Here is a 25,576-nt window from a genome sequence, read left to right on the forward strand (position 1 = left end):
TTGGACTGCTCTCCTGGACGTGAGTGCGTGTTTGATCGATCGAACCTGAATGAACATGTACTCGGATTCAATATTTTGCTGCGAGAGCCTGCTGCGTGGCCGCGGCCGTGCGGCGTCTCCGCAAGCGAGGTCGTGCGCCCGGTCGTCGCGCAACCGCCAGCGCCACCGCCGCGATGACCGCGATGCCGTTGAACATGTCGTTGATCCAGGAAATGCTGGTCAGCAGCTGGAGTCCGAGCACGCCGGTGGCGAGTACGAAGATCGCCAGCACGGTGCCCAGGATGTTGAAGCGGCCGGGCTTGAGCTGGGTGGAGCCGAGGAACACCGCGGCGAAGGCCGGCAGCACCAGCGAGTTGCCGAAGGAGACCGACGGCCCGGTGAGCGAGACGTAGAGGACGCCAGCGACGGCGGAGATCCCACCAGCCGCCACGAAGGAAGTCCAGGACCAGACATCGGTGCGTACCCCGGACAGTCGCGCTGCCTCGACGTTGCTGCCCGTGGCCATCATGTAACGGCCAACGGGGGTGTATTCCAGTACCCACCAGGCGATGCCGACGGCCACGACCAGATAGAGGAACACGACCTGGAAACCGAAAACCTCCTTCTGGGTGATGGCCGACCACAGCGACGATTCAGGCACCGGGGGAAGCTCGGACTTGGTCACCATGGTTTGGAAGGCGGTCAACACGGAGGCCATTCCCAGCGTGGCGATGAAGGAGCTCACGCCGAGCTTGACCACGATGAAGCCGTTCGCGATGCCGATCGCGATCCCGAGCACGACGGCGACGGCGACGGCGGGCACCACGGATATCCCCTTCTCGACCTGCAGTTGCACGGCCACCATGGCGACCAGGTTGGCGTTGGCGCCAACGGAGAGATCGAACTGCCCGCAGATCGTCGGGATCAGGACGGCGATCGCCACCAGGCCGTTGAGAGCCTGACCGGAGGCGAGCAGGTGGACGGTGTCCATGGTCAGGAAGGTGTCCGGCCGCAGCGCACCGAAGACGACGATGAAGACCACGAGGAGGTAGACGCCGCTGAGCCGATCGAACTTGAGGTTCAGGCGCTTGGTCATGGGCGGGTCCTTTCGGTAGTGGGCGACTGCCCGTGTCCCGAGTGGTTCAGCCGCCTGTTGAGTTCCGCCTCGGTGATCTCGTCAGCCACCAGCGTGTCGACGATGCGACCCCGTTGGAAGACATGGACCTTAGAGCAGAGGGCCGCGAGCTCTTCGTGGTCGCTGGAGGCGATGGCCACGGCCAGCCCGTTCGCGGCAGCATCCAGTACCGTGCGGTGGATGGCCGCCTTCGCGCCGACGTCGACGCCCTGGGTCGGCTCATCGAGCAGGAGTACCCGGGGGCCTTTCCTGAGCCATTTGGCGAGGACGACTTTCTGCTGGTTGCCGCCGCTGAGACTGGACAGGGGCAGGTCGGCGCTGCTGGGCGGGCGCACGTCCAAGCGCCTGAGCCACGTCCTCGTCTCGGTCAGCTCGGCGGTCGCATCGAGCCGTCCCCGCCGCCAGAAGGCGCCGAGGCCCGGCAGGGTGAGGTTCTCCTTGACTTTCAGGTCGAGGTGTCCGCCACGCGCCTTGCGGTCGGCGGGGACGAACCCGATGCCGTTCGCGATCGCGAGGTCAGGCCGATCGGGTACGAGTTCGGTTTCCGCTGTCCGTACTGATCCCGCGACTCGGTGCTCGGCGCCGAATACGGCGCCCAGGACCGAATCCCGGCCTGACCCGCTCACCCCGTGGAAACCGACGATCTCTCCCGGCGCGATCGAGAAGGAAACGCCATGAATCCTGGCCGCCGTGAGCCCCTCGACGACGAGCGCGGGGTCCTCGTCGCGGGCTGCGCCATCGGAGTGTGCGGCACCGGTGGGGCGGTGCAGCTCCTCGAGCTCACTGCCGACGAGGTGGTGGATGATCTCCTCGCGGCTGAACTCGGTGACGGGACCCGACGCCACCGTTCGCCCGTCCCGCAGGACCGTGACGCGCTCCGCGATCGAAAAGACCTCATCGAGGTGGTGGGTGATGTACAAGACCGCGACTCCAGCGTCGGCTACACCCCTCAGCATGCCCAGGAGCCTGTCGACCTCGGGCGCGGGCAGAGTGGCGGTGGGCTCATCGAGGACGAGAACGCTGGGCACGCTGTCGCTGTCGGTGGCGAGCGCTCTCGCGATCGCCACGCCCGTTCTTTCCGCGGGACCCAGTGTGCCCAGGCGAGCGTCCGGATCCACCGACGCGAGGCCAACCCCCGCCAACGCCTCTCGAGCATTCGCTCGTGCGCTGCGGGTGCTCACGGTGAGGCCACGGGTCGGATAAGCGCGCCCGAGGTAGAGGTTGTCCACGATCGACATCGCCGGGACGATGCCGAGGTCTTGGTGCACGAAGCGGAGCCCGGCTCGCCGGGCCATGTCGCCCGCGTTCGGGGAGATGTCCACTCCCGACACCCTGACCGTCATACCCGGTTGTGGATCGGGATCGTGGTATCCGGACAGGATCTTGATCAGCGTCGATTTTCCCGATCCGTTCTGGCCGAGCAGGGCGTGGACCTCGCCCGCTCTGATGTCGAGCGCCTCGACGTCGAGCACCGTCCGGCTGCCGAACGATTTGACGACATGGTGTAGCTCCAAGGCGGGCGCCGGAACCCCGGCCGTCTTGGGTGATGGCACGGTTGAGCTGGCCACGTCGGCGTCCGTCACGAGCCCGAAACCAGCCACAGCTTCTTGAACTGCTGCAGACCGTCGGCCGGCTCGCGGAAGATGGCGTTCGCGGGCAACTGGTTCGCGGTCGCACTCGTGATCAGCTGCGAGGGCTGCACGGACTTCGGGTTCGCGACCGGGTCTCCGACCGACTTGCGCGCGGCGATGTCCGTCGCCGCCCAGCCCGAGTACCGGAAGTTGTACGCGATGAACGCCTTGGCCTGGCCCGATTCCAAGCTCTTCAGGGTGACCGGGTCGATGCCGTGGCCGATGACCTTCACGTCCGTGCGCCCGGCGGTCTTCAGTTGCGCATCGAGACCGGCGATCTCGCCGGAGTTGTCGAACACCGCGTACTTGATCGACCGGTCAGCACGGAGCTTGGCGATGACCTGCGCGGTCAACGTGCCCTTGAGTGCATCACCGATGGTCGACTTGATCGTGTCGGTCCTGCACGACGGGCAGATTTTCGCCACCTCGGCTGAGAAGCTGTCCGTGAACAACGTGAGCGACGGGTAGGTCGTGAGGTTCACGACCAGCGCGGTCCCCTGCCCGTCGGCGTCGGTCACGAACCAGTCGGCGAGCTGCTTGCCGGCGAGGACGTAGTGGTTCTGATCGCTGTAGTCGCCGAGCAACGTATCGGTCTCGGGCACGGGAGTGGTGCCGACGACGATGATCGGGACGCCCGCTGCCTTGAACTTGGCGACGGTCGACGTGCTCAGCTGACTCTCGGGAAAGCCCGAATCGACGACGTAGTCCGCGCCGGTCGTGAGTGCTTGCAGCAGGCCCGCGTTGAGTGTGGACAGGTCGGCCGGATCGAACTTGATGGACCTCGCGGTCCATCCGAGAGCCTCGGCGGCCTCTTGGATTCCACCGTAGATCTCCACGCTGGGCTGGGTCCCGTCCTGGAGGAAGACGATGGACTTGCCCGTTGGCGGTCGCTTCGTCAGCGGCGTCGTGGCGGAGATCGTCGTAGGGACTTTCTCCGCTTCCCTCACGGTCGCCTGTGCACCCTCGATTGCCGCCGACGACGGGCGTTCACCGGTCTGCGTCGTGGAGCCGCACGCCGTGACCAAGGTCCCGACGGCGAGAAGTGCCGGTACCAGTACCGTCGCCGACCGGGCCGACGGGATGCCTCTTGTGAACGACCTCATGATTCTCCTGACTCGTAGCGGTTCCCCCGGGTCGTGTTACATCTTCGAAAAATGTAGCTTCCGCCACAGCGGCGGTCAACGACTTTCTGAAACCTAACTCAGGTTCATGTTTGGGGGAATGGGCTTCGAGTGCCAAGCCGGGCGGGAGGCTCTCAACGGGTCAGCAAGACCCCGCCGTCGACGGGGACCGTCGAGCCGACGACGTAGTCACCGGCCCGGGACGCCAGGTAGATCGCCACTCCCGCCATGTCCTCGGGTTCACCGATCCGGGCGGCGGGGATGTGCCCGAGGATCTTCCCGGGGGTGTCGCGGGCATCGGTGTTCATCGCCGAGGGGAACGCCCCGGGGGCGATCGCGCTGACGGCGATCCGGTCCTGGATGAGGCGCAACGCCATCCGCTTGGTGAGGTGGAGGACTGCCGCCTTGCTCGCGTGGTACGAGTAGGTCTCGTAGGGGTGCATCGAGAGCCCGTCGATCGAGGCGACGTTGATGACCTTCGCGAGGTGATCGGTCGCCGCCGCCGCCAGATCGGGTTTCAGTGCCTGGGTGAGGAAGAAGACGCTCTTGACGTTGAGGTCCATCACCTTGTCCCAGCCGGACTCCGGGAACTCGTCGAACGGGGCCGACCAGGCGGTGCCCGCGTTGTTGACGAGGATGTCCAGCGACGGCTCGCGTGCTCGGTAGCGGGCGGCCAGCTCGTCGATCCCTTCGCGGGTCGAGACGTCGGCGGGCAACGACACGCACGTGCCCAGCTCCGACAGTTCCGCCGCGGCCTGGTCACACGCTTCGGCCTTGCGTGCCGAGAGGTACACGCGGGCGCCCTGGGCGAGGAAACCCGCCGCGATCATCCGGCCGATCCCCCGGGAACCACCGGTGATCAACGCCGACCGCCCGGCGAGGGAGAAGAGCTTGGAGGTGTCCATCGGCGTCCTTCGGCGGCTTGGATCCAGTGGGATGCGCACGATTGTGGACAGAAACTGAATCTGAAGTCAATCTCAACTTTGCCGCGGGGAGGGCTACGCGACGACAGGCCGCCGGTGCCCGGCGCACCCGGCGCGCGCCCCGCGCTCGATGGCCGCGGCCACCCGGAAAGCCGTGGTGTCGGCCCACCTTCCGGCGACGACCTGCACCCCGGTGGGCACGCCGTGCCAAGCCCGGCCCGAGGGGACGGCCACCACCGGATGCGCCGAGCAGATGTTGAACGCCGGCGTGAGCGACGCGTCGGAGAAGTGGTCCAGTTCCCCGCCGTCCACGACCAGCTTCGTGCCGACGTAGCCCTCCCCGGCTGCGAAGGAGGTCGCACCCACGGTCGGCAGCACCAGTGCGTCGTAGCGGGCCAGCACGCGATCCAGCTGCTCCTGGACGGCGAGTTCGAGGGCACGGCCGGTCGCGGCGTCCACCCGGGCCGCGGCCTCCGCACCGTGCTGCGCGTAGTCCAAAGTGTACGGAGTGATCAGCCCCGGTCGTCGCCGGTGCAGCTCCAGGATCTCGGCGGACCGGCCGACGCCGAAGTGCGCCCACAGCGCCCGTTTGATGTCGTCCAAGCGCCAGGTGAGGTCGACGCCGGCCCGGAACCCACCGCTGCCGTGCCGCGCGCCTTTCCCACCCTTGCTGACGAATCGCCGGGACCGTCTTGTCGGAAACACCTGTTCGGCAAGACCACTGCCCTCTTGTGCGCTGTCGCCGCGCTGACGGTCGCGGCCGCCGGTCCGGCTTTCGCCGCGCCCAAGGGTGACGCGACCGCCGCCGCGGACGGCAACTTCCGGTACCAGAACCAGGCGCCGCCCTACCTGTGCATGTCGGGCACCGACCGCGGGTTCCGGGCGGGCAGTAGGGCCACTACGGGCGCACGCGGTGGTCTCGTCGACCGCGTGCGCCCGGTCCCGGATCACCCGGCGACGTGCTCCGTCGCGCCGATCTTGTCCAGTTCGGCGAGGTCGTCCTCGGAGAGCCGGATTCCGGCGCCCGCGACGTTCTCGGTCAGGTGCGCGACCGACGACGTGCCCGGGATGAGCAGGATGTTCGGTGACCGGTGCAGCAACCAGGCCAGCGCGACCGACAGTGGCGTCGTGCCCAGGCGGGAGGCGACGGCCGACAGCGCCGAGGACTGGAGCGGGCTGAACCCGCCGAGCGGGAAGAAGGGCACGTACGCGATGCCCTTGCCGGCGAGCTCGTCGATCAACGCGTCGTCGTGCCGGTAGGCGAGGTTGTACAGGTTCTGCACGCACACGATGGGCGCGATCGTCAGCGCTTCGGCGACCTGCTCCCTGGTGGCGTTGGAGACGCCCAGGTGCCGGATCAGGCCCTGTTGCTGGAGTTCGACCAGGGTGCCCAGCGCCTCGGCGAGCGAGCCCGGCCGCGGCCCCTGTGCGTCACCGAGCCGGAGGTTGACCAGGTCGAGCCGCTCGACGCCCAGGGTTTCCAGGTTCTCGTGCACGGAGCGGCGAAGGTCGGCGGGCTGCCGGGCGGGCGGCCAGCCACCCTGCTCGTCGCGGTCGGCGCCCACCTTGGTCGCGATGAGCAGCGGTTCGGGGTACGGGTGCAGCGCCTCGCGGATCAGCTCGTTGGTGATGCGGGGGCCGTAGGCGGCCGCGGTGTCGATGTGGGTGATGCCGAGTTCCACTGCCTTGCGCAGGACGGCGAGTGCGCCGTCGTGGTCGGCCGGCGGGCCCATGACCCCGGGGCCGGCCAGCTGCATGGCGCCGTAGCCGAACCGGGTGACGGTGAGGTCGCCCAGGGACCACGTGCCGCCGGGCAGGGGAACAGCTTGTGCGTTCGTGCTCCTGCCGCCGATCCTCCGCAGCGGTCGCGAAGACGGCCAACACCGATCCGGTACCTCGTGATACTCCCCAGGTATCACGCTCAGGGGTGCCGGTTGTGGTGGTCCAGCAGCCTGGACAGCAGCTCGGTCAACCGCTGCCGCTCCCTGGGGGACAGCGGGGCCAGCAGTTCTTCCTGCGTTTCGGCCAGCCGCTTCTCCAGCCGCCGGAGCTGCCGCCTGCCCGCGGCGGTCAGCGAGATGACGTTGCGCCGCCGGTCGGCGGGGTCGGGCGCGCGCTCGACCAGTCCGCGCTCGGCGAGGTCGTTGACCGTCGCGACCATGTCGCTGAGGTGGATGCCGCTGCGGCGGCCGAGCGTGGCCTGGCTGGCCGGACCGGACTCCTCCAGCGTCGCCAGCAGGCGGTAGTGGTAGCCGCGTGCCCCGACGGCCGAGAACCCGTCGGCCACCAGGCGGTGCGCGTGCTGGGCGGTCTGGGTGAGCAGCCAGCTGGGCAGGCTCTGCCAGCCGGGGGGCGGGTCCTCGGGCGGGTTCTCCACGGGGCGAGCCTACCAAATCGTTGGACCGGCCAACGATTGTGATATCGTTCGGTAGACAAACGTTAGCCGCCCAAACGGTTATCCGTGGCGCTGCCCGAGGAGGCCCCATGTCCACCACCGAAAACCTGACCTGTGAGCTCGCCGACCGCGCCGAACTCGCCGATCTGGTCGCCCGCCACAGCCTGTGGATCGACGAGAGCCGCTACGACGAGACCGCCCGGCTGTTCACCGAGGACGTCGTCGTCACTTCCCCGCGCGGGGAGGCCCGCGGTGTCACGGCGCTCATCGAACTGGCGCGCTCGGGCCACGACAGGTACGTCCGCACCCTGCACAACAAGTCCAACCTCGTCATCGAGGTCCAGGGCGACACCGCCGCGGTGCGGGCGCACGACGTCGCCGTGTTCGTGATCGACGACGCGACCGAGGCCATCGCGGCCGGGGTGCACCGCTACCGGGCACGCCGCACTGAGCACGGCTGGCGCTTCGACCACCTCGAGATCACCCCGGTCGCGCTGACCGAAGCCCTCGGCCGGGCTCTCTAGCGGGGCCGGGCCTCCGCTTCACCGCGCGGGCAAGCGGCCGGGGTCGAAGACGCGCGTCATCATCAGCGCGGTTCGCCGGCGGCTCAGCAGCCGGGTCGCGAGCACGCCGAACCTGTCCGAACGCCCGTCGATGACGACGGGGCCGGGGCCGCGGCTGTCGAGGTGGTTCAGCGCCGTGTTCACGACGTCGTCTGGCCGGCGTACTCGTCCAGCGGTCAGCACGGCGGCGTCCGGCCCCAAGTCGCGGGTGAATTCGGTGGCGGTGGCGCCGGGGCAAACCGCGAACACGGTGACCCCGGTGCCACGCAGCTCCGTCCACAGTGACTCCGTGAAGCTGAGCGTGAAGGCTTTCGTGGCGCCGTAGACCGCCATCCGGGGAGAGGGCAGGAAAGCGGACACGCTGGCGACGTTGACGACGAAGCCGTGGCCGGCGTGCACCATCGCGGGGAGGAACGCCGCCGTCAGCCGCATCGGCGCCAGTGCGCCGACGGCGATCTCGGCGGAAAGGGTGCCGGGATCGGAACCGGCGAACGGGGCGAACGACCCGGACGCGGCGTTGTTGATCAAGCCCGTGACCTGGATGCCCCGCTGGGCGACCGCTTGGCGGAGTGCGTCCGCGACGTCCGGGCGGGACAGGTCCGCGGGGAGCGCTTCGACGCGGACGCCGGTGGAGCGGCGGAGTTCCTCCGCCAGCGAGGTCAGGCGGTCCGCGCGCCGGGCGACGAGCACGAGGTCAGCGCCGCGTGCGGCCAGTGCCCTGGCGAACGCCGCCCCGATACCGGAACTCGCTCCGGTGAGCAGCACGGTCTGGGCGCGGTAGTCGGTGGTCATGGCACCCAGCGAACTCGCCGCCGGTCACCGCGTCCAAGACCTGTTCCGCACCTCGTCATGCGGTCCGGGTATGGCCGGGACGGTCCGAAGTGGACGCCGGCGACATCGTGACCCCGGTTGCCGTTTGCCGTGCCCGGTGCGCGGGAAGGTGTCAGGGACGAAGGATCGTGCCCGCAGCGGGAGGAGCAACTGTGCGTACCAAGGAGTTCATCCGCGAATTCCCGGCTGTCCACCTCGCCATCGGAGTGGTCGGCAACGTGATCTTCTTCGTCGGGAGCGTGCTGTTCCTCTGGAAGGCGGTCGAGCTCGTCGCGATCTGGCTGTTCATCGTCGGCTCGTTCGGCATGATGCTCGGTGCCATCGGCCAGGCGGTGTACATCCACGAGCGGCACCGCCTCAACGGTGCCCCGGGACGCCCGGCGCCCGCCGAGGCCGGCTTCCGTTCATGATCTTTGCGCGACGCATCAATGCTCGGCGGCGGCTGCGGTGAACTCGGCGAACGCGGCGACGACCGCGGCCCGGGTTTCCGGGCTCAGCCGGTCCAGCACCGCGCCGAGCACCTCCTGGCGGTCGGCGTCGACCTGGTCGACGATCTGGCGGCCCCGCGCGGTCGGGGCGAGCAGGGTCTCCCGCCGGTTGAGGGGGTTCTGCGCCCGGTTCACCAGGCCGAGCGCGACCAGCTTTTCGCAGGCCCGCGTCACGGAAGACGGGTTGAGCTCCAGTTCCTGCGCGACGCGGGTGATGGTCACGGGGGTGCGCTCGGCGACCGTGCGCAGCGCGCGGAACTGGGTGAGGGTCAGCTGGTTCGTCACCTTCGCGAGGGTGGCGTCCCCGATGGACACCATGGTGCGCAGGGCGGCCAGTGCCACCCGCGTGTCCTCGTTCGCCATGCACTTTTGCGTCACGCAAGTATTGTAGGGGTAGACGGACGCGGGAGGTCGGATGAGTACGACGAACCTGCCGGATCCGGTGATCCGGTATGAAAACGGACGAACGGACGTCGAGGCGCTCGCCGCGGCGCTCCGCGAGCGCGTGGACGGCGAGGTCCGGTTCGACCGCGGGAGCCGCGCGGCGTACTCGACCGACGCCTCGAACTTCCGGCAGGTGCCGATCGGGGTCGTGGTGCCCCGCACCCCGGAGGCGGCCGCGGAGGCCGTCGCGGTCGCGCGTGAACACGGCGCGCCGGTGCTTTCGCGAGGCGGCGGCACGAGCCTCGCGGGCCAGTGCACCAACACCGCGCTCGTGCTCGACTGGTCGAAGTACTGCCACCGGCTGGAATCCGTGGACGCCGCGGCCCGCACGTGCGTGGTGCAGCCGGGCATCGTGCTCGACGAGCTGAACCGGCGGCTCGCGCCGACCGGGCTGCGGTTCGGCCCCGAGCCCGCGACGCACCCGAACTGCACGCTCGGCGGCATGATCGGCAACAACTCGTGCGGGGCGACGGCCCAGCGCACGGGCAAGGTCGTCGACAACATCGCCGCGCTGGAGGTGCTCTGCTACGACGGCACGCGGTTCTGGTGCGGCCCCACGACCGACGAGGAGTACGCGGAGATCGAGCGCCGCGGTGACCCGAAGGCGGCGATCTACCGGCAGTTGCGGGCGTTGCGCGACCGGTACGCCGACGAGGTCCGCGCCCGCTTCCCGGACATCCCGCGCCGCGTGTCCGGGTACAACCTCGACTCCCTGCTGCCCGAGCACGGGTTCGACGTCGCGGGCCTGCTGGTCGGCAGCGAGTCCACTTTGGTCACGGTGTTGCGCGCGGAGCTGAAGCTGGTCCCCGTCGTCCGCGAGCGCACACTGGTCGTGCTCGGCTACCCCAGCGTAGACAGGGCGGCCGACGCGGTGCCCTCGATCCTGCCGCACGAGCCGATCGCGCTGGAGGGGCTGGACGCGAAGCTGATCCGCGACGAGCGCATCAAGCACCTCAACCCGCGGGCCCTGCGGGAACTGCCCGAGGGCAAGGCGTTCCTGATGGTCCAGTTCGGCGGGGACACCACCGACGAGGCCGACGAGCGGGCGCACCGGATGCTCGCCGCGCTCCACGACACCGAGCACGACCCGGCGGTCTCGTTCCTCGACGACCCGGACCGGGAGCACGAGCTGTGGCAGGTCCGCGAGGCCGGGCTCGGGGCGACCGCCCACGTGCCGGACCGCCCGGACACGTTCGAGGGCTGGGAGGACTCCGCCGTCCCGCCGGAGCGGCTGGGCGACTACCTGCGCCGGCTGCAGCGGCTGTACGAGGAGTTCGGGTACGCGAGCGACACCGGGCCCGCGCTGTACGGCCATTTCGGACAGGGCTGCGTGCACACGAGGATCCCCTTCGACCTCTACACCGCGGTGGTCGTCGTCCACGTACTGGCCGGCGGGGAAACGGGGCTGGGCTGGACCTACGCCGACGCCGCCGTGGCCGACGTCGTCACCGGGGTGCTCGCCCCGGTGGTCAAGGGCCAGGAGGTGCTCGACGTGCCGGCGCGGTGGGAGGCGATGCGCCGCCGGATCCGCAACCTCGGCCGCCCCGGGATCGTCTCCTGTGCACTGTCCGCTGTGGACATAGCGCTCTGGGACGCCGCCGCCAGGGTCGCGGGGCTGTCGCTCAGCCGCCTGCTCGGCCGGGTGCGGGACGAGGTCGAGCTGTACGGCAGCGGTGGTTTCACCAGCGAGAGCGTGCCCCAGCTGCGGGCGCGGCTCGACGGGTGGGTGCACCGGCAGGGCATCCCGCGGGTGAAGATCAAGATCGGGGAGGCGTGGGGCGGCGAACCCGAGCGCGACCTCGCCCGCGTCCGCGCCGCGCGTTCGGTGATCGGCCACGACGCCGAGCTGTACGTCGACGCCAACGGCGGCTACTCGATCGGCCAGGCCCGCCGGATCGCCCGCCGGCTGGAGGACCACGACGTGCGCTGGTTCGAGGAACCGGTGTCCAGCGACGACCTGGCGGGCCTGGCGGAGCTGCGCGCGAAGACCACGATGGACGTCGCGGCGGGGGAGTACGGCTACGACCTGCCCTACTTCGCGCGCATGGTGCCCGCCGTCGACTGCCTGCAGATCGACGTGACCCGGTGCGGCGGGTACACCGAATGGCGCCGCGCCGCGGCCGTCGCCGCCGCCGCGAACCGCGAGGTGTCGGCCCACTGCGCGCCGAACCTGTCCGCGCACGTGGCCGCGGCCACGCCGAACTTCCGGCACCTGGAATGGTTCGCCGACCACGACCGCATCGAGTCGCGGTTCTTCGACGGAGCGCTCGACCCGGCGTGCGGCCGCGTCGCGCCCGACCCGGGCGTGCCCGGGCACGGGCTCACGCTCAAACCCGACATCGAAGCCTTCGCGGTCGGCTGAAGCGGAGGAAACCGTGAAACCCGAACCGGAACACGCGCGGCGCGAGGCGCTGCGCCGCTACGTCGAGGCGGTCGCGGGGCTGCTCGGCGTCGAACCCGCGGCGTGCTGGAGCGAGCCCAACGCGCCGTCCACCGCCTACATCGCGCTCGCCGACCGTTCGCCGCGCCACCCGGGGCGGTTCCTGATGCTCCAGTGGAGCAGTGACGGCGGCTGGAGCCTGGCCGTCGAGCCGGAACGCAACGAACCGCCCGACGTCCTCGCGGCCTGGCCCGCGCCCGTCCGGCCGCGACCGGACAGGCTGGTGCGGAAGGTCCGGGCGGCACTGGAGCAACCCGAGGGAAGGAACCGGAAATGCGTGCGCTGACCGTCATCCCCGGCCACGGCGGCTCACTGGCCGTGTCCGAGGTGCCCGACCCGGAGCCGGGGGAGCACGAACTGCTCGTCGAGGGGCTCGCGCTCGGCGTGTGCGGCACGGACAAGGAGATCGCCCGCGGCGAGTACGGCTGGGCACCACCGGGCAGGGACCGGCTCGTGCTCGGCCACGAGTCGCTCGGCCGGGTCCGCCGCGCGCCGCGGGGCGGCGACTTTGCCGAGGGGGACCTCGTGGTCGGTGTCGTGCGACGGCCGGACCCGGAGCCCTGCGGCGCCTGCGCGCGGGGGCAGTTCGACATGTGCCGCAACGGCCGCTACACCGAGCGCGGGATCAAGGAGCTCGACGGCTACGGCAGTACACTGTGGACGGTCGAGGCCGACTACGCCGTCCGCCTGGACCCGGGGCTGCACGAGACCGGGGTGCTGATGGAGCCGACCACGGTCGTCGCCAAGGCCTGGGACGAGGTGCAGCGGGTGGGCGAGCGGGCCTGGTTCGAGCCCCGCCGGGCACTCGTCACCGGAGCGGGCCCGATCGGGCTGCTCGCCGCGCTGCTCGGCGTCCAGCGCGGGCTCGACGTGCACGTGCTGGACCGGGTGGAGGACGGGCCGAAGCCGGGCCTGGTATCGAGGCTGGGCGCCACGTACCACGCCGAAGACGCGGCGGCCGTCACCGAACGGCTCCGCCCCGACGTCGTGATCGAGGCGACGGGCGCGGGACCCGTCGTGTTCGACGTCATCAGCGGCACCGCGCCGTACGGCATCGTGTGCCTCACCGGCGTCTCCGCCACCGGCCGCCCGCTGCGCGTCGACGCCGGTTCGGTCAACCGGGACCTGGTGCTGGACAACGGGGTCGTGCTCGGCTCCGTCAACGCGAACCTGCGCCACTACCGCGCCGCCGCCGACGCCCTCGCCAAGGCGGACCGCTCCTGGCTGGAAGCGCTGATCACGCGGCGGGTCCCGCTCGAACGTGCGAAGGAGGCCTTCGACGGCGGCGAGGACGACGTCAAGGTGGTGCTCACGCTCGACGGGGAAGGCTGAGCCGATGGCGCTCATCGAGGACTACGCCCTGCTCGGCGACCTGCACACCGCCGCGCTCGTGTCCCGGGACGGGGCGGTGGACTGGCTCTGCCTGCCCCGCTTCGACTCGCCCGCGTGCTTCGCCGCGCTGCTCGACGACGAGAAGGCGGGCAGCTGGCGGCTGGCCCCCGCGTCGGGTGGCCCGGCGACCCGCCGCGGCTACCGGGGCGACACCCTGGTCCTGTCCAGCGAATGGGACACCCCGGAGGGCACCGTGCGGGTGCTGGACTTCATGCCCCCGCGCGGCGAGGCGCCGGACGTGGTGCGCATCGTCGAAGGCGTGTCGGGCCGGGTGCCGATGCGGATGTCGCTGCGGCTGCGGTTCGACTACGGCTCGATCGTCCCCTGGGTCCGGCGCCAGGACGGCGGACTGGCGACGGTCGCCGGTCCCGACGCCGTGTGGCTGCGCACCCCGGTGCCCCTGCACGGGGACGACTCGGCCACCACGGCGGAGTTCACGGTGGCCGAGGGCGAGCGCGTGCCGTTCGTGCTCACCCACCGGGAGTCCCACCTGCCGCACCCGAAGGTGGCCGACCCCGAGGAGTCGTTGCGGGACACCGAGCGCTTCTGGACGGAGTGGATCTCCCGCTGCCGGTACGAGGGCCCGTGGTCCGCCGAGGTCCGCCGCGCACTGGTCACCCTCAAGGCGCTGACCTACCGGCCCACCGGCGGCATCCTCGCGGCCGCGACGACGTCACTGCCCGAGCAGTTCGGCGGTGCCCGCAACTGGGACTACCGCTACTGCTGGCTGCGGGACGCCACCTTCACCCTGCAGGCGCTGCTGGGCACCGGGTACACCGACGAGGCCCGGCAGTGGCGCGAGTGGCTGGTGCGGGCGGTCGCGGGTGATCCCGCCGACCTGCAGATCATGTACGGCCTCGACGGCACCCGCCGCCTGCCCGAGTCCACTTTGGACTGGCTGGCCGGGTACGAGGGCTCCTCGCCGGTGCGCGCGGGCAACGCCGCCGCCGGCCAGTTCCAGCTCGACGTGTGGGGCGAGGTCCTCGACGGCCTGCACCTGAGCCGGGAGGCCGGGCTGCCCACGGTCGAGCCCGCGTGGGACCTGCAACGCGGGCTGCTCGACTTCCTCGAAGGCCACTGGGACCAGCCGGACAACAGCCTGTGGGAGGTCCGAGGCCCGCGCCGGCACTTCGTGCACTCGAAGGTCATGGCGTGGGCCGGGGTGGACCGGGCCGTCCGGACCGTCGAGCACCACGGTCTCGACGGTCCGGCGGATTCCTGGCGGAGCCTGCGTGACCGCATCTTCGACGACGTCTGCGCGCACGGCTACGACGCCGAGCGCGGCACGTTCACCCAGTTCTACGGCTCCCGCGGGCTGGACGCGGCGCTGCTGCTCATCCCGCGGGTCGGTTTCCTGCCCTGGTCGGACCCGCGCGTGCGCGGCACCGTCGACGCCGTGCGGAAGGAACTCGACCATGACGGCTTCCTGCGCCGCTACGACCCCGACGCGGACGGGGGAGTCGACGGCCTGGAAGGGCAGGAAGGCGCTTTCCTCGCCTGTTCCTTCTGGCTCGCCGACGCGCTCCACGGCACCGGCCGCACGGCCGAGGCGCGGCGCCTGTTCGAGCGGCTGCTCGACCTGCGCAACGACGTCGGCCTGCTGAGCGAGGAGTACGACACCACGCGGGGGCGCCAGGCGGGCAACACCCCGCAGGCGTTCAGCATGGTGGGCCTGGTCAACACCGCCCGCCACCTCACGGCCACCGACGAGCCGGTCGACACCAGGGCCGGGACGCGGCCGCCGCACCGGTGAGCGGGGGAGACCGGTCAGGAATCGAGAAGCGGCGGTCACGGCTGCGGACCTAGCGTTACCGGCATGACCTCAATCGACACGATCACCCTCGAGGTGGCCGATCCCGCGGCCGCCGAACGTTTCTACGCCGCCGCCTTCGGACTCGGCGACCGGCTGCGCCTGCGGGCGTCGCAGGAACCCAGCACGGGATTCCGCGGGTTCACCCTGTCGTTGGTGGCGTCCCAGCCCGCCGACGTCCGTGCCCTGGTCGACGCCGCCGTGGCCGCCGGTGCCACCACCCTCAAGCCGGTCGCGAAGTCGATGTGGGGCTGGGGCGGGGTGGTGCGGGCGCCGGACGGGACGATCTGGAAGGTCGCCACGCCGGCGAAGAAGGACACCGGCCCGGCCACCCGGCGGGTGGACAGCGTCGTGCTCCTGCTCGGCGTCGCCGATGTGGCCGCCAGCAAGCGGTTCTACACCGAGCACGGGTTCACGGTGGGGAAGAGCTTCGGCCGGATGTACGTCGAGTTCGCCGGGGCGGGTGCGGTCAAACTGGCCCTGTACCGGCGGAAGGCCCTCGCCAAGGACGCCGGGGTCTCCCCGGAGGGCGACGGCGCGCACCGGATCGCGATCGGCGGAGCCGGCGGCCCGTTCACCGACCCGGACGGGTTCGCGTGGGAGACCGCGCCGATGGCGGCGATGTCCTGATGTGCCTGCACCGCCCGCCACAGGAGCGGGAAGCGGACGTGCGCCGGAACCCGGCCGAGGAGGAGCTTCCAGAGGCGGAGCTTCCAGAGGCCGGCCTGGACCCGGTGCCGCCGGGCGGGCGCTGAGACAACCCCGCGGACTCACGCACCGGGCTCCCGGAGCTCGCCGCCCGCCGCGTTCTCCGGGAAGTGGCACGCCACCCGGCGGCCGGGGGACACCTCCGCCAGCGGGGGCTCCTGCGTACGGCACACGTCGCGGGCCTTCCAGCAGCGGGTGCTGAACCGGCACGCCGGGGGCGGCGACAGCGGGCTCGGGGTCTCGCCGGACAGACGGATCCGGTCGCGCTTCCGGCGGCGGCCGGGGTCCGGCACGGGGACCGCCGAGAGCAGCGCCACCGTGTACGGGTGGTGCGGCGTGGCGTAGAGCGCGTCGGCGTCGGCCAGTTCCACGATCTTGCCCAGGTACATCACGGCCACCCGGTCGGACACCTGCCGCACCACGGACAGGTCGTGCGCGATGAGCACGTAGGTCAGCCCGAGCTCGTCCTGCAGGTCCTCCAGCAGGTTGATCACCTGGGCCTGGATCGAGACGTCCAGCGCCGACACCGGCTCGTCGGCCACGACCAGCTTCGGCCGCAACGCCAGCGTCCGCGCGATCCCGATCCGCTGCCGCTGCCCGCCCGAAAACTCGTGCGGGTACCGGTTGTAGTGCTCGGGGCTCAGCCCGACCAGCTCCAGCAGCTCCTGCACCGCCCGCTTCACCCCGTGCTCCGTCGGCACCTTCTGCAGCCGGAACGCCGCGCCGATGATCGTGCCCACCGTGTGCCGCGGGTTGAGCGAGGAGTACGGGTCCTGGAACACCATCTGCACGTCCCGCCGCAACGGGCGCATCCGGCTCGGCGGCAGGTGGGTGATGTCGGTGCCGTCGAGCACGATCCGCCCGCCGGTCGGCTCCAGCAGCCGCGTCAGCAACCGTCCCGTCGTGGTCTTCCCGCAGCCCGACTCGCCGACGAGGGACAACGTCTCTCCCTTGTGGACAGTGAAGTCGAGCCCGTCGACCGCCTTAACCGAACCCGTCCGCCGCCGCAGTGGGCCGCGCCGCACCGGGAAGTGCTTGCGCAGTCCGGACACTTCGAGCATCGTCTTCCCCTCGGTCACAGCACCGGCCTGATCTCGTGCTCCCAGATCTCCCGCCGCGTCTCGAGCGGGAGGTGGCAGGCGGCCTGGTGGCCGTCGCCGGTGAGTTCCGGCACGACGGTCTCGCTCGCGCCACCGTTGCGGGAGGCGTAGGCGCACCGGGGGTGGAACGGGCACCCGGGCGGCGGTGTGATGAGACTCGGCGGCGTGCCCGGGATGGGCCGGAGCCGTTCGGCGCGGTTCCGGTCCAGCCGGGGCATCGAACCGAGCAGGCCCCACGTGTACGGGTGGCGCGGCTGCCGGAACACGTCGGCCGCCGTGCCGTACTCGACCGCCCGCCCCGCGTACATCACGAGGATGTCGTCGGCCAGCTCGGCCACCACGCCGAGGTCGTGCGTGATCACCACGACCGCCGAGTGGAACTCCTCCTGCAGGTCCCGGATCAGGTCGAGGATCTGCGCCTGCACGGTGACGTCCAGCGCGGTGGTCGGCTCGTCGGCGATGAGCAGCTCGGGATCGCACGACAGGGCCATCGCGATCATGGCCCGCTGGCGCATGCCGCCGGAGAACTGGTGCGGGTAGTCGTCGACCCGTGTCTTCGGTTGCGGGATCCCGACCCTGGCCAGCAGGTCGATCGCGTGCTCGCGGGCGGCCCGCTTGCTGACGTCGTTGTGCAGCCGGTACGCCTCGACGATCTGGCTGCCCACGGTGTAGTAGGGGTGCAGTGACGACAGCGGGTCCTGGAAGATCATCGCCATCCGCCTGCCCCGCAGCCGGCGCACCTCCTCGGCTGGTGCGCCGACGAGCTGCCTGCCGCCGAGCCAGATCTCGCCGGAGATGTGCGCGCCCTTGTGCAGCCCCAGTACCGCGAGGCTCGTGACGCTCTTGCCCGAGCCGGACTCGCCCACGATGCCGAGGGTGCGGCCGCGGTCCAGCGTGCACGACAGCCCGTCCACGGCCTTCACCAGCCCGTCGTCGGTCGGGAAGTGCACCCGCAGGTCCTTCAGTTCCAGGAAGCTCATGAGTACCGCACTCTCGGGTCGACGACGGCGTAACCGATGTCCACGACCAGGTTGGCCACGACGATGAAGCACCCGGCGAGCAGCGTCACGCCCATGATCGCGGGCAGGTCCTTGCCGTTGATGGCGACGATCGCGTAGTGCCCGAGGCCGGGCAGCGAGAAAGCGGTTTCCGTGAGCACCGCCCCGCCCAGCAGCAGGCCGAGGTCCAGACCGAAGATGGTCAGGATCGGCGTGAGCGTGGCGCGCAGGCCGTGCTTGAGCACGACGGTCCGCTCCGGCAGTCCCTTGGCGCGGGCGGTGCGGATGAAGTCCTCGCCGAGTGTTTCCAGCATCCCGGCGCGGGTGAGCCGTGCGTAGAGCGCGGCGTAGAGGAACGCGAGGGTGACCCACGGCAGCACGAGCGCCCAGAACCACCGCGCCGGGTTTTCCGCGAGCGGGATGTAGGTGCCCGCGTCGGGGAAGACCGGGAGGGTGTCGCGGAAGAGCGCGAGGCAGATCAGGGCCGTGAAGAACACCGGCAGCGACACCCCGGCCAGTGCCGTGCTCATCGCGGCGCGGTCGAACCACGACCCGCGCCGCAGCGCCGAAAGCACGCCGACGCCGACCCCGGTCACGACCCAGAGCACCGCCGCGCCGAGCCCCAGTGACACCGTCACCGGCAGCGCGTCGGCCATCTGCGGCCACACCGGCAGCTGGTTCTTGAACGAGTAGCCGAAACACGGCGCGGAGCAGTGCACGACCTGGGTACCGGTGTCGTAGTCCTCGCCGGCCACGACGCCCTTGACGAAATGCCAGTACTGCGCGTAGAGCGGCTGGTCGAGCCCGAGCCGCGCCTCGATCTGGTGCAGCACGTCGGGACCGGGGCTCTTGCCGACGAAGTTCGCGGCGAGCTGGTCGGTGGTCTGCCCGGCGAGCCGGGGGACCACGAAGAAGATCCCGAACGTCACCATGCTGACGACGATCAGCAGGACCACGGCCGAGATCAGCCTGCGGACGATGAACGTGATCACGAACGGCGGCGGCGGTGGCCGGCGCGGGACGCCCCGGCCACCGGTGCCTTCACCTGCTTCCGGGGACTACGAGGACTTCTTGCCGAGCTGGGTGTAGTCGTACATGCCGTAGGCCAGTGACACGAAGACGTTCGTCAGGTTCGGCCCCCGGTAGAACAGCGACCTCGCGTACAGCTCGGGCAGGATCACCGCCTGGTCCATCATGATGTGGTCGATCTGCGCGTAGAACCCGTTGCGGGTGGCGGCATCCGTGGCCGCCGCCGCCTGGTCCAGCAGGTGGTTCACCTGCGGGTCGTCGAGCATCTCGATGTTGGAGTTGCCCGCGGACCGGATCGCGCGGCCGTCGGCGATCTGCGACAGGTAGCCGAAACCCTCCGGCCAGTCGGCGGACCAGCCGTAGGTCGCCATGCCGATGTTGTGGTCCTTCATGAACTGCGGCGAGCCCGCGTAGCTCGTCCCGTAGTCGCCGGTCGGGTACTGCAGGATGTCGGTCCTGATGCCGACCTTCGCGAGCGACTGCTGCAGCGCCTGCGCGGTCTGGCCCTCCTTGGGGCGGTCGCCGCGGATCGCGATGTTGAACGAGAACCCGTCCGGCTGACCGCACTTGGCCAGCGCGTCCCTGGCCTTCGCCAGGTCACCGCCCGGCTGCGTCGTCGCCCCGTACAGGTCGTACTTCTGGTAGCCGATCACGCTCGGCGGCAGCACCGTGCTCGCGATGTCGCCGCCGGCCTCCGGGCCGCCGTAGGCGTTCTGGAACAGCGTCTTGTCCGCGGCGTACTCGATCGCCCTGCGGCACTCGACGTTGGGGATCACCTGCGTGTTGATGGGGAAGTACCACTCGAAGCCCGAGGGCGCGGCGTCGGCGTTCTTCTTCGTCGCAGGGTTGTTGAGCACCTTGGCGCGCCCCGCGGTCTGCATGCCGGTGCCGTACGCGTCGACGTCGAGGGAACCGTTGAGCAGCCTGTTGTCCAGGTCGTCACCGGAGACGTTGTAGGTCAGGTTGATCCGGTCCACCGTCTGCTTGACGCTCGGGGTGTCCGACTGCTTCCAGTTGGGGTTCTTCACCAGGCTGAGCCCCGTGCTGGGGTTGAACGAGCCGGGCTCGACCATGTACGGCCCGGACGAGACCGGGGCTGTCTGGTAGTTCGCGCCCGTGTCCTTGGCCTGCGGCACGGGGGCGGTCTGCGGGCTCGTGACGAGGTAGTCGAAGTCGGCGAAGGGCTGCGCCAGGTGGAACACGATCGTCGTGTCGTCGGGGGTCTCGATCGACGCCAGGCCGCCGGGGGACTTGTCCTTGTACGGCCCCTGGTAGCCCGACCCGCCCGCTAGGTACTGCGCGAAGTAGCTCGGCCCGTTGGCCAGCACGTCCTTGGCGAAGTTGCCGCGCTCGACCGCGTACTTGATCTGCGCGGTGGTGACCGGCTCGCCGTCGGAGAGCTTCATGCCGGACCGGATGTGGTAGGTCCAGGTGAGGCCGTTGTCGCTGACCTGCCCGAGCCCCGTCGCGAGGTTCGGGACCAGCTTGAGCCCGTCCGGTCCCGGCGCGGGGTTGTAGGTCAGCAGCGGGCTCGCGTACAGGCGCGAGAAGTTCCACATGAACGCGTAGTAGGTGTTGCCGGGGTCGATCGAGTCCGGGGTGTTGGTCATCCCGAAGTTGAGGGTGCCGCCGGTCGCGTCGGACGCGTTGACGACCGAGGTGTTGGCCGCGTTGTAGCCGGCGCTGCCGCCTCCGCCGCCGCTGCCGCCGCCGCAGGCCGTGAGCAGGCCGAGACCCGTCATGGCCAGTGCCACCGCGGTCAGGTTGCGTCGTTTCATCCGCGCACCACGCTCCTCGTACTCGATGGGATGGGGAAACCGGGAAGAACGGTGCTACCTCGCTCGCGGGTCGAGCGCGTCGCGCAGGCCGTCGCCGAGCAGGTTGAACGCCATGACCGTGACGAAGATGGCGAGCCCGGGGACCAGCACGTACTCGGGGTCGGCGGAGTAGGAGCCGCTGCTGACGGCGTCCGAGAGCATGCCGCCCCAGCTGGGGGCGGGCGGGTGCAGGCCGACGCCGAGGAACGACAGCGCGGCCTCGAACAGGATGTTCGTCGGGATCAGCAGCGTGGTGTAGACCAGGATCGGCGCGAGCAGGTTCGGCAGCAGCTCGCGCCGCAGGATGTAGCCGGTGCGGGCACCCAGGCTCCTGGCCGCGTCGACGAACTCGCGTTCCCGCAGGGACAGCGTCTGGCCGCGCACGATGCGCCCGAGGTAGGGCCAGTTGAAGAAGCCGATCACGAAGATCAGCACGGCGACGTGCAGCGCGTTGCCCGACAGCCCGAACGCCGACTGCTGCACCACGCCCGACAGGGCGATCGCGAACAGCAGCAGGGGGAACGCCAGGAACACGTTCATCAGCCAGCTGATCGCGCTGTCCACCCAGCCGCCCGCGAACCCGGCGACGAGCCCGAGCGTCACGCCGATCACCACGGACAGCAGCGTGGACCCGGCCGCGATGAGCAGTGAGAACTGCGAACCGACCAGCACGCGGGAGAGCAGGTCACGGCCGTTGCCGGGGTCGACGCCGAGGGGGTGGGCCCAGCTGATCCCGCCGAACGCGCCGACCGGGCGGCCGTACGTCGCGTCGATCAGCTCGGGGTGGTAGGTGTCCGGCTGCAGCACGCCGAGGGCGTTGAGCAGCAGCGAAGCGAGCGCGCCGAGAACGAGCAGGACCACGACGATGCCGCCGCCCACCGCCCATTTGTCCCTTTTCAGCCGGACCCAGGCGATCTGCCCCAGTGAACGGCCTTCGATCGCGCGTCCCATTCCGGCCGTGATGGATTCCGGTTGCGCGTCGGTGGGCGGAACATCGAGCGGAGCAGCCATCCGCTTCGGCCCCTTTCCCGGCGTCGTGCCGCAGCTTCCCGGGCGCCCGCCCGAAATCCCGGACAGCCTCTGCCGCCGTGACGGCGAAGGCCAGCCCGCGCCGGGCTTCGAGGCTCAATCGTGACCGGGAACCGGCTGAATTGCCTGAAAGTGCGGGAAAAAGGGGCCGGATGAACCTGGAAAACAGGACTGGACCACGTGTTTCCGTTTCTTGTCGGCGATGTTTCGCCGGGTATCGGCGGTTGTCCGGTTCGCCGGAGCGCGCAGTGTCCGCGACGGGAAGTTTGACAGGCGCCCCCGTCCATCGATGCGTTCCGATCCGGAATGAAACGTTATCGGTGGCGAGCGGTGGTCGTCGAGGCGCCCCAGCAGGTCGCCGTGGCCGATGTGCCGGAGCCGGTTCCCGGTCCCGCGCAGGCATTGGTCGAGGTCGAGGCGATCGGGGTGGGCTATGTGGACGTCATGGCGCTGAAGGTTGAGTACGCGCCCTTTCCCGGTGTCGGTTCGGTGCTCGGCCTGGAGGTCGTCGGCCGCGTGCGGACAGCCGGTTCCGGTGTCCCGCAAGAGTTGGGCGGGAAGCGGGTGCTCGCGCTGCCGGACTTCGGTGGCTACGCCGAACGGGTCGTCGTCGACGCGGCCAAGCTGCTTCCGGTGCCGGACGGCGCCGACCCGGTCGACGTCGTCGCGCTGGGCCTGAACGCGCTGGTCGCCGAGGGTGCGCTGAGCCGGACCGGGGTGGTGCCAGGGGAGCGGGTGCTCATCCGTGGCGCGAGTGGCGGGATAGGCGTGCTCGCCACGCAAATCGCCCACGCCAGGGGCGCCGAGGTCACCGTGGTCACACCGCGGCGGGCCCGGCGGTGGGTGAGCACCTGGCATTGCTGCGTCCCAACGGGCGGTACGTCCTCTGCGGAGGCGCGGGCGGAGCCCCGGGAACCGGCGTGTTCGAGGCGGTGCTGAACGGCTTCCACAACTCACCCGCGCTGTTCGCGTTCAGCCTGAACTCGCTCGCACCCGAGGCCCGCAGGCGGACCTGGGACAGGGTCGTCGCGCTGCTGGCCGAGGGCCGGCTCTCCGCAGTGCTCGACCGGACCTTCCCCCTCGCCGAGGCAGCCGCCGCGCTCCAGCGGGTGGAGCGGGGGAGGTCGTTCGGCAAGGTCGTCCTCCGCCGCGGGTAGGGTGATCCCGGATCGCGGGGGAGAGGATTCGATGGCACGCCACCGGGACGAGCGGATCGACCGATCGGTGCCGGCCGCCGTGATCGCGCTCCTGCGGGAGGCCGGTTACCCGGCGCTGACCATGGAGGCCGTCGCCCAGCGCGCGGGCACCACCAAGCCCGCCATCCGCCGCCGGTGGAAAAGCCTGAAGCACCTGGTGGTCGCGGCCTTGGCGGAGGAACGCGCCTGCGTGGTGGAGATGGACACCGGGTGCACCTACTGCGACCTCGTCGGCCATCTCGAAGCACTCCGGGCCGGGATGGCCGATCCTGCCATGAGCACCGTCCTCCCGGCCCTGACGGCCGAACTCGCGGATGATCCGGAACTGCGCGAGGAATTCCTCGCCGTGGTCTGGGAGCCCCGGCGGGAGGCGTGCGTCTCCTCGCTGCGCAAGGGCCAGGCACGCGGCGACGTCCGTCCCGGTCTGGACCTCGATCTGCTCATCGACCTCTTCGCCGCGCCCGTCGTGTTCCGCGTGCTGTTCGGGCACCGGGAACTCGACCAGCGGTTCGTCCGTGACGTGGTGAGCGGAGTCCTGTCCGGAGTGGGCGTGGCCGGGGAAGGCTCCTGCACCCACGCCGGGTGAGGCGCAGGTCGTCGTTTTGACAGGTCCGGTGCGCTCCTTCAAGATGCCCGTGGAACAGCATTCCATGATTGCTCGGTGCAGCTGGGAGGACGGGCGCGACCGTGGAACCGACTCTCTTCGCGGTGCTCGCGGTCGTCAGCATCGCGGTGGTCGCGGCGTTCTCCGAGCGGCTCAAGCTCGCCGCGCCGTTGAGCCTGGTGGTGGTCGGCATCGGCGCGAGTTTCCTGCCCGGTGTCCCGCACCCCGCGATCGCACCCGAGCTGATCCTCGCGGGAGTGCTGCCGCCGTTGCTGTATTCGGCCGCCGTCAACATGCCGGTCGTCGACTTCCGGCGCAACATCCGCCCGATCGGGGGCCTGGCCGTCCTCCTCGTGGTGATGTCCACGCTCGGCGCGGGCTGGCTCTTCCACTGGCTGATCCCGGGGATCGGCTGGCCCGCCGCGTTCGCGCTGGGCGCGGTGATCAGCCCCACCGACGCGGTCGCGGCGAGTTCGGTGGGGCGGCGGCTCGGCCTGCCGCCGCGGCTGCTCACCGTGCTGGAAGGCGAGGGACTGGTCAACGACGCATCGGCACTGGTGCTGCTGCGTTCGGCCGTGGCGGCCGTGGCCGGTTCGGTGTCCGTCTGGGGCATCGTCGGGGAGTTCGGCTACGCGGTCGTGCTCGCGGTCGGGATCGGGCTGGCAGTCGGCGTCGTGAACGTCCGCGTCCGCGCGCTGCTGAACAACGACGTGCTCAACACGGCGATCTCCTTCGTGGTGCCTTTCGTCGCGTTCCTGCCCGCTGAGGAGCTGAACGCTTCCGGTGTCCTGGCGGTCGTCGTCGCCGGCCTGGTGACGGGTCACCTCGGGCCGCGCCACGTGCGCGCGACGGACCGCATCGCCGAGGCCACCAACTGGCGCACGGTGGCGTTCCTCCTGGAGAGCGGGATGTTCCTGCTCATGGGCCTGAGCGTGCAGACGCTGCTCGACGAGGTACACGACGACGGCACCGGCGTCGCCCGCGCGCTCCTGATCGGGCTGGCGGCCTCGGCGGTCGTGATCCTGATACGCGTCGTCTTCGTCGCGCCGCTCATCGCCGGACTGCACCGCGAGCAACGGAAAGCGGCGCGCCTCAAGCCCCGCGTGGAAACGGCGCAGGCGGCGCTGCAGGGCGACGAACCGGACAGCGGGGTCGGGGCGCGACTGCGCCGGTTGTCGCCCCGGCGGCTGCGCCGGTTCCGGGAGCGGCTGGACCGGATGGCCGCCGACATCGAGTTCCGCCTCACCGAGACGCTGGGCTGGCGCGGTGGGGTGGTGCTCGGCTGGGCCGGGATGCGGGGCGCGATCACCCTCGCCGCCGCGCAGACCCTCCCGGCGGCCACCCCCGGCCGCGCCCAGCTCGTCCTGATCGCCTACGTCGTGGCGATCACGACCCTGCTGGCGCAGGGCCTGACGCTGCCGGCGGTCATCCGGGCGGCACGGGTGCCCCGGGAGGACCCGTGGCGGCTGCGCACCGAGTACGTCCGCCTCATGGGCACGCTCGCGGGGGTGGCGGAGTCAATTTTGGACGACCCGGAGCTGGAGGACGCCGACGGGACGCCGTTCGCCGGACGAGTCCTCGACCAGGTCCGTTCGGACACGCGCCTTCCCGCCGAGGCCACGACCGGCCCGCCTTCCCAGGAACAGATCGAGATCGCGCACCAGTACCTGCGGCTGCGGTTGCGCGTCCTGGCCGAACAGGCCGAGCGCCTCCAGCAGGCCAGGGCCAGCGGTGAGTACAGCTCCGCCGCCCTCAGCCGCGCCCAGACCGCTCTCGACGTGGAGACCGCGCGCTTCGAACAACTGGGGCAGGCGGAGCGCGGCTGACCGCGTCCGGGGACATCACCGCCCGCGGCCTGTGCACGGAAGGTCGCGTGCCCGATAGTCCCTGTCTTCGATCCCGCCTGGCCGGGCTCCCCGGGCACGGGCCCCGAGCCTGCTTCA

Annotated in this window: 25 protein-coding genes; 11 read left to right on the top strand and 14 right to left on the bottom strand. The window is 70.6% G+C overall.

What is annotated here, in order from left to right; all coding sequences use genetic code 11:
* Positions 1-67: 67 nt before the first annotated feature.
* The 7 genes from BMZ92_RS21405 to BMZ92_RS21435 form a co-directional block, all read right to left on the bottom strand.
* A complete protein-coding gene (locus tag BMZ92_RS21405; protein ID WP_091510489.1) occupies positions 68-1,075 on the bottom strand; it encodes an ABC transporter permease in 1,008 nt (335 codons plus the stop codon).
* Positions 1,072-2,586, bottom strand: a complete 1,515-nt coding sequence (locus BMZ92_RS21410; protein ID WP_425425843.1) for a sugar ABC transporter ATP-binding protein — start codon at positions 2,584-2,586, stop codon at positions 1,072-1,074. Before BMZ92_RS21410 ends, BMZ92_RS21405 begins: the two co-directional genes overlap by 4 nt.
* A 107-nt stretch (positions 2,587-2,693) precedes the next feature.
* Positions 2,694-3,692, bottom strand: coding sequence for a sugar ABC transporter substrate-binding protein (locus tag BMZ92_RS21415; protein ID WP_177228809.1), 999 nt, complete (start codon positions 3,690-3,692; stop codon positions 2,694-2,696).
* A 308-nt stretch (positions 3,693-4,000) separates the two neighbouring features.
* Entirely contained in the window at positions 4,001-4,771 is a 771-nt protein-coding gene (locus BMZ92_RS21420) for an SDR family oxidoreductase (RefSeq protein ID WP_091510493.1), read from the bottom strand.
* Positions 4,772-4,864: 93 nt separating this feature from the next.
* Positions 4,865-5,392 (bottom strand): amidase family protein, encoded by a 528-nt coding sequence (locus tag BMZ92_RS38255; protein WP_091510495.1) that lies wholly within the window; start codon positions 5,390-5,392, stop codon positions 4,865-4,867.
* A gap of 344 nt (positions 5,393-5,736) precedes the next feature.
* Complete coding sequence (locus BMZ92_RS21430) at positions 5,737-6,606, bottom strand: aldo/keto reductase family oxidoreductase (RefSeq protein ID WP_091510808.1); 870 nt, start codon at positions 6,604-6,606, stop codon at positions 5,737-5,739.
* Between the two features lie 104 nt (positions 6,607-6,710).
* Positions 6,711-7,166, bottom strand: a complete 456-nt coding sequence (locus BMZ92_RS21435) for a MarR family winged helix-turn-helix transcriptional regulator (RefSeq protein ID WP_091510498.1) — start codon at positions 7,164-7,166, stop codon at positions 6,711-6,713.
* A gap of 107 nt (positions 7,167-7,273) precedes the next feature.
* Between BMZ92_RS21435 and BMZ92_RS21440 the strand changes: the two genes are divergently transcribed.
* Complete coding sequence (locus BMZ92_RS21440; protein WP_091510500.1) at positions 7,274-7,708, top strand: nuclear transport factor 2 family protein; 435 nt, start codon at positions 7,274-7,276, stop codon at positions 7,706-7,708.
* Positions 7,709-7,726: 18 nt separating this feature from the next.
* On the opposite strand, the gene BMZ92_RS21445 is transcribed toward BMZ92_RS21440, so the two are convergent.
* Positions 7,727-8,539 (bottom strand): SDR family NAD(P)-dependent oxidoreductase, encoded by an 813-nt coding sequence (locus tag BMZ92_RS21445; RefSeq protein ID WP_091510502.1) that lies wholly within the window; start codon positions 8,537-8,539, stop codon positions 7,727-7,729.
* Between the two features lie 191 nt (positions 8,540-8,730).
* Between BMZ92_RS21445 and BMZ92_RS21450 the strand changes: the two genes are divergently transcribed.
* Complete coding sequence (locus BMZ92_RS21450; RefSeq protein WP_091510505.1) at positions 8,731-8,988, top strand: YrhK family protein; 258 nt, start codon at positions 8,731-8,733, stop codon at positions 8,986-8,988.
* A gap of 15 nt (positions 8,989-9,003) precedes the next feature.
* Here the strand turns inward: BMZ92_RS21450 and BMZ92_RS21455 are convergent, their stop codons facing one another.
* Entirely contained in the window at positions 9,004-9,444 is a 441-nt protein-coding gene (locus tag BMZ92_RS21455; protein ID WP_245783184.1) for a MarR family winged helix-turn-helix transcriptional regulator, read from the bottom strand.
* Positions 9,445-9,481: 37 nt separating this feature from the next.
* Between BMZ92_RS21455 and BMZ92_RS38260 the strand changes: the two genes are divergently transcribed.
* The 5 genes from BMZ92_RS38260 (at position 9,482) to BMZ92_RS21480 (ending at position 15,782) form a co-directional block, all read left to right on the top strand.
* Entirely contained in the window at positions 9,482-11,872 is a 2,391-nt protein-coding gene (locus tag BMZ92_RS38260; protein WP_091510510.1) for an enolase C-terminal domain-like protein, read from the top strand.
* A gap of 13 nt (positions 11,873-11,885) precedes the next feature.
* Complete coding sequence (locus BMZ92_RS21465; RefSeq protein WP_091510513.1) at positions 11,886-12,236, top strand: DUF6292 family protein; 351 nt, start codon at positions 11,886-11,888, stop codon at positions 12,234-12,236.
* On the top strand, positions 12,224-13,282 hold the full coding sequence (locus tag BMZ92_RS21470; RefSeq protein ID WP_091510515.1) for a glucose 1-dehydrogenase: 1,059 nt from the start codon (positions 12,224-12,226) through the stop codon (positions 13,280-13,282). The genes BMZ92_RS21465 and BMZ92_RS21470 overlap by 13 nt, the downstream gene beginning before the upstream one ends.
* 4 nt (positions 13,283-13,286) lie before the next feature.
* On the top strand, positions 13,287-15,095 hold the full coding sequence (locus BMZ92_RS21475) for a glycoside hydrolase family 15 protein (RefSeq protein ID WP_091510517.1): 1,809 nt from the start codon (positions 13,287-13,289) through the stop codon (positions 15,093-15,095).
* A 63-nt stretch (positions 15,096-15,158) separates the two neighbouring features.
* Complete coding sequence (locus tag BMZ92_RS21480) at positions 15,159-15,782, top strand: VOC family protein (protein WP_091510520.1); 624 nt, start codon at positions 15,159-15,161, stop codon at positions 15,780-15,782.
* A 140-nt stretch (positions 15,783-15,922) separates the two neighbouring features.
* Here BMZ92_RS21480 and BMZ92_RS21485 read toward each other — a convergent pair whose 3' ends face one another.
* The 5 genes from BMZ92_RS21485 to BMZ92_RS21505 all read right to left on the bottom strand — a co-directional run bounded on the left by BMZ92_RS21485 (position 15,923) and on the right by BMZ92_RS21505 (position 21,755).
* A complete protein-coding gene (locus BMZ92_RS21485; protein ID WP_091510811.1) occupies positions 15,923-16,921 on the bottom strand; it encodes an ABC transporter ATP-binding protein in 999 nt (332 codons plus the stop codon).
* Between the two features lie 14 nt (positions 16,922-16,935).
* Positions 16,936-17,940, bottom strand: a complete 1,005-nt coding sequence (locus BMZ92_RS21490; RefSeq protein ID WP_091510522.1) for an ABC transporter ATP-binding protein — start codon at positions 17,938-17,940, stop codon at positions 16,936-16,938.
* Complete coding sequence (locus BMZ92_RS21495) at positions 17,937-18,950, bottom strand: ABC transporter permease (protein ID WP_091510524.1); 1,014 nt, start codon at positions 18,948-18,950, stop codon at positions 17,937-17,939. The genes BMZ92_RS21490 and BMZ92_RS21495 overlap by 4 nt, the downstream gene beginning before the upstream one ends.
* A 66-nt stretch (positions 18,951-19,016) precedes the next feature.
* On the bottom strand, positions 19,017-20,765 hold the full coding sequence (locus BMZ92_RS21500; protein WP_091510527.1) for an ABC transporter substrate-binding protein: 1,749 nt from the start codon (positions 20,763-20,765) through the stop codon (positions 19,017-19,019).
* Positions 20,766-20,819: 54 nt separating this feature from the next.
* Positions 20,820-21,755, bottom strand: coding sequence for an ABC transporter permease (locus BMZ92_RS21505; RefSeq protein ID WP_245783185.1), 936 nt, complete (start codon positions 21,753-21,755; stop codon positions 20,820-20,822).
* A gap of 384 nt (positions 21,756-22,139) precedes the next feature.
* Between BMZ92_RS21505 and BMZ92_RS21510 the strand changes: the two genes are divergently transcribed.
* The 4 genes from BMZ92_RS21510 to BMZ92_RS21525 all read left to right on the top strand — a co-directional run bounded on the left by BMZ92_RS21510 (position 22,140) and on the right by BMZ92_RS21525 (position 25,459).
* Positions 22,140-22,772, top strand: coding sequence for a quinone oxidoreductase family protein (locus tag BMZ92_RS21510; protein WP_143249909.1), 633 nt, complete (start codon positions 22,140-22,142; stop codon positions 22,770-22,772).
* Positions 22,673-22,990, top strand: coding sequence for a zinc-binding dehydrogenase (locus BMZ92_RS21515; protein WP_091510533.1), 318 nt, complete (start codon positions 22,673-22,675; stop codon positions 22,988-22,990). The genes BMZ92_RS21510 and BMZ92_RS21515 overlap by 100 nt, the downstream gene beginning before the upstream one ends.
* A gap of 31 nt (positions 22,991-23,021) precedes the next feature.
* Positions 23,022-23,615: a TetR/AcrR family transcriptional regulator gene (locus BMZ92_RS21520; protein ID WP_091510538.1), complete on the top strand. Its 594-nt coding sequence runs from the start codon at positions 23,022-23,024 to the stop codon at positions 23,613-23,615.
* Between the two features lie 101 nt (positions 23,616-23,716).
* Entirely contained in the window at positions 23,717-25,459 is a 1,743-nt protein-coding gene (locus tag BMZ92_RS21525) for a cation:proton antiporter (protein WP_091510541.1), read from the top strand.
* Positions 25,460-25,576 lie beyond the last annotated feature (117 nt).

This window comes from Amycolatopsis sacchari (assembly GCF_900114035.1).
GTDB classification, from domain to species: Bacteria; Actinomycetota; Actinomycetes; order Mycobacteriales; family Pseudonocardiaceae; genus Amycolatopsis_E; species Amycolatopsis_E sacchari.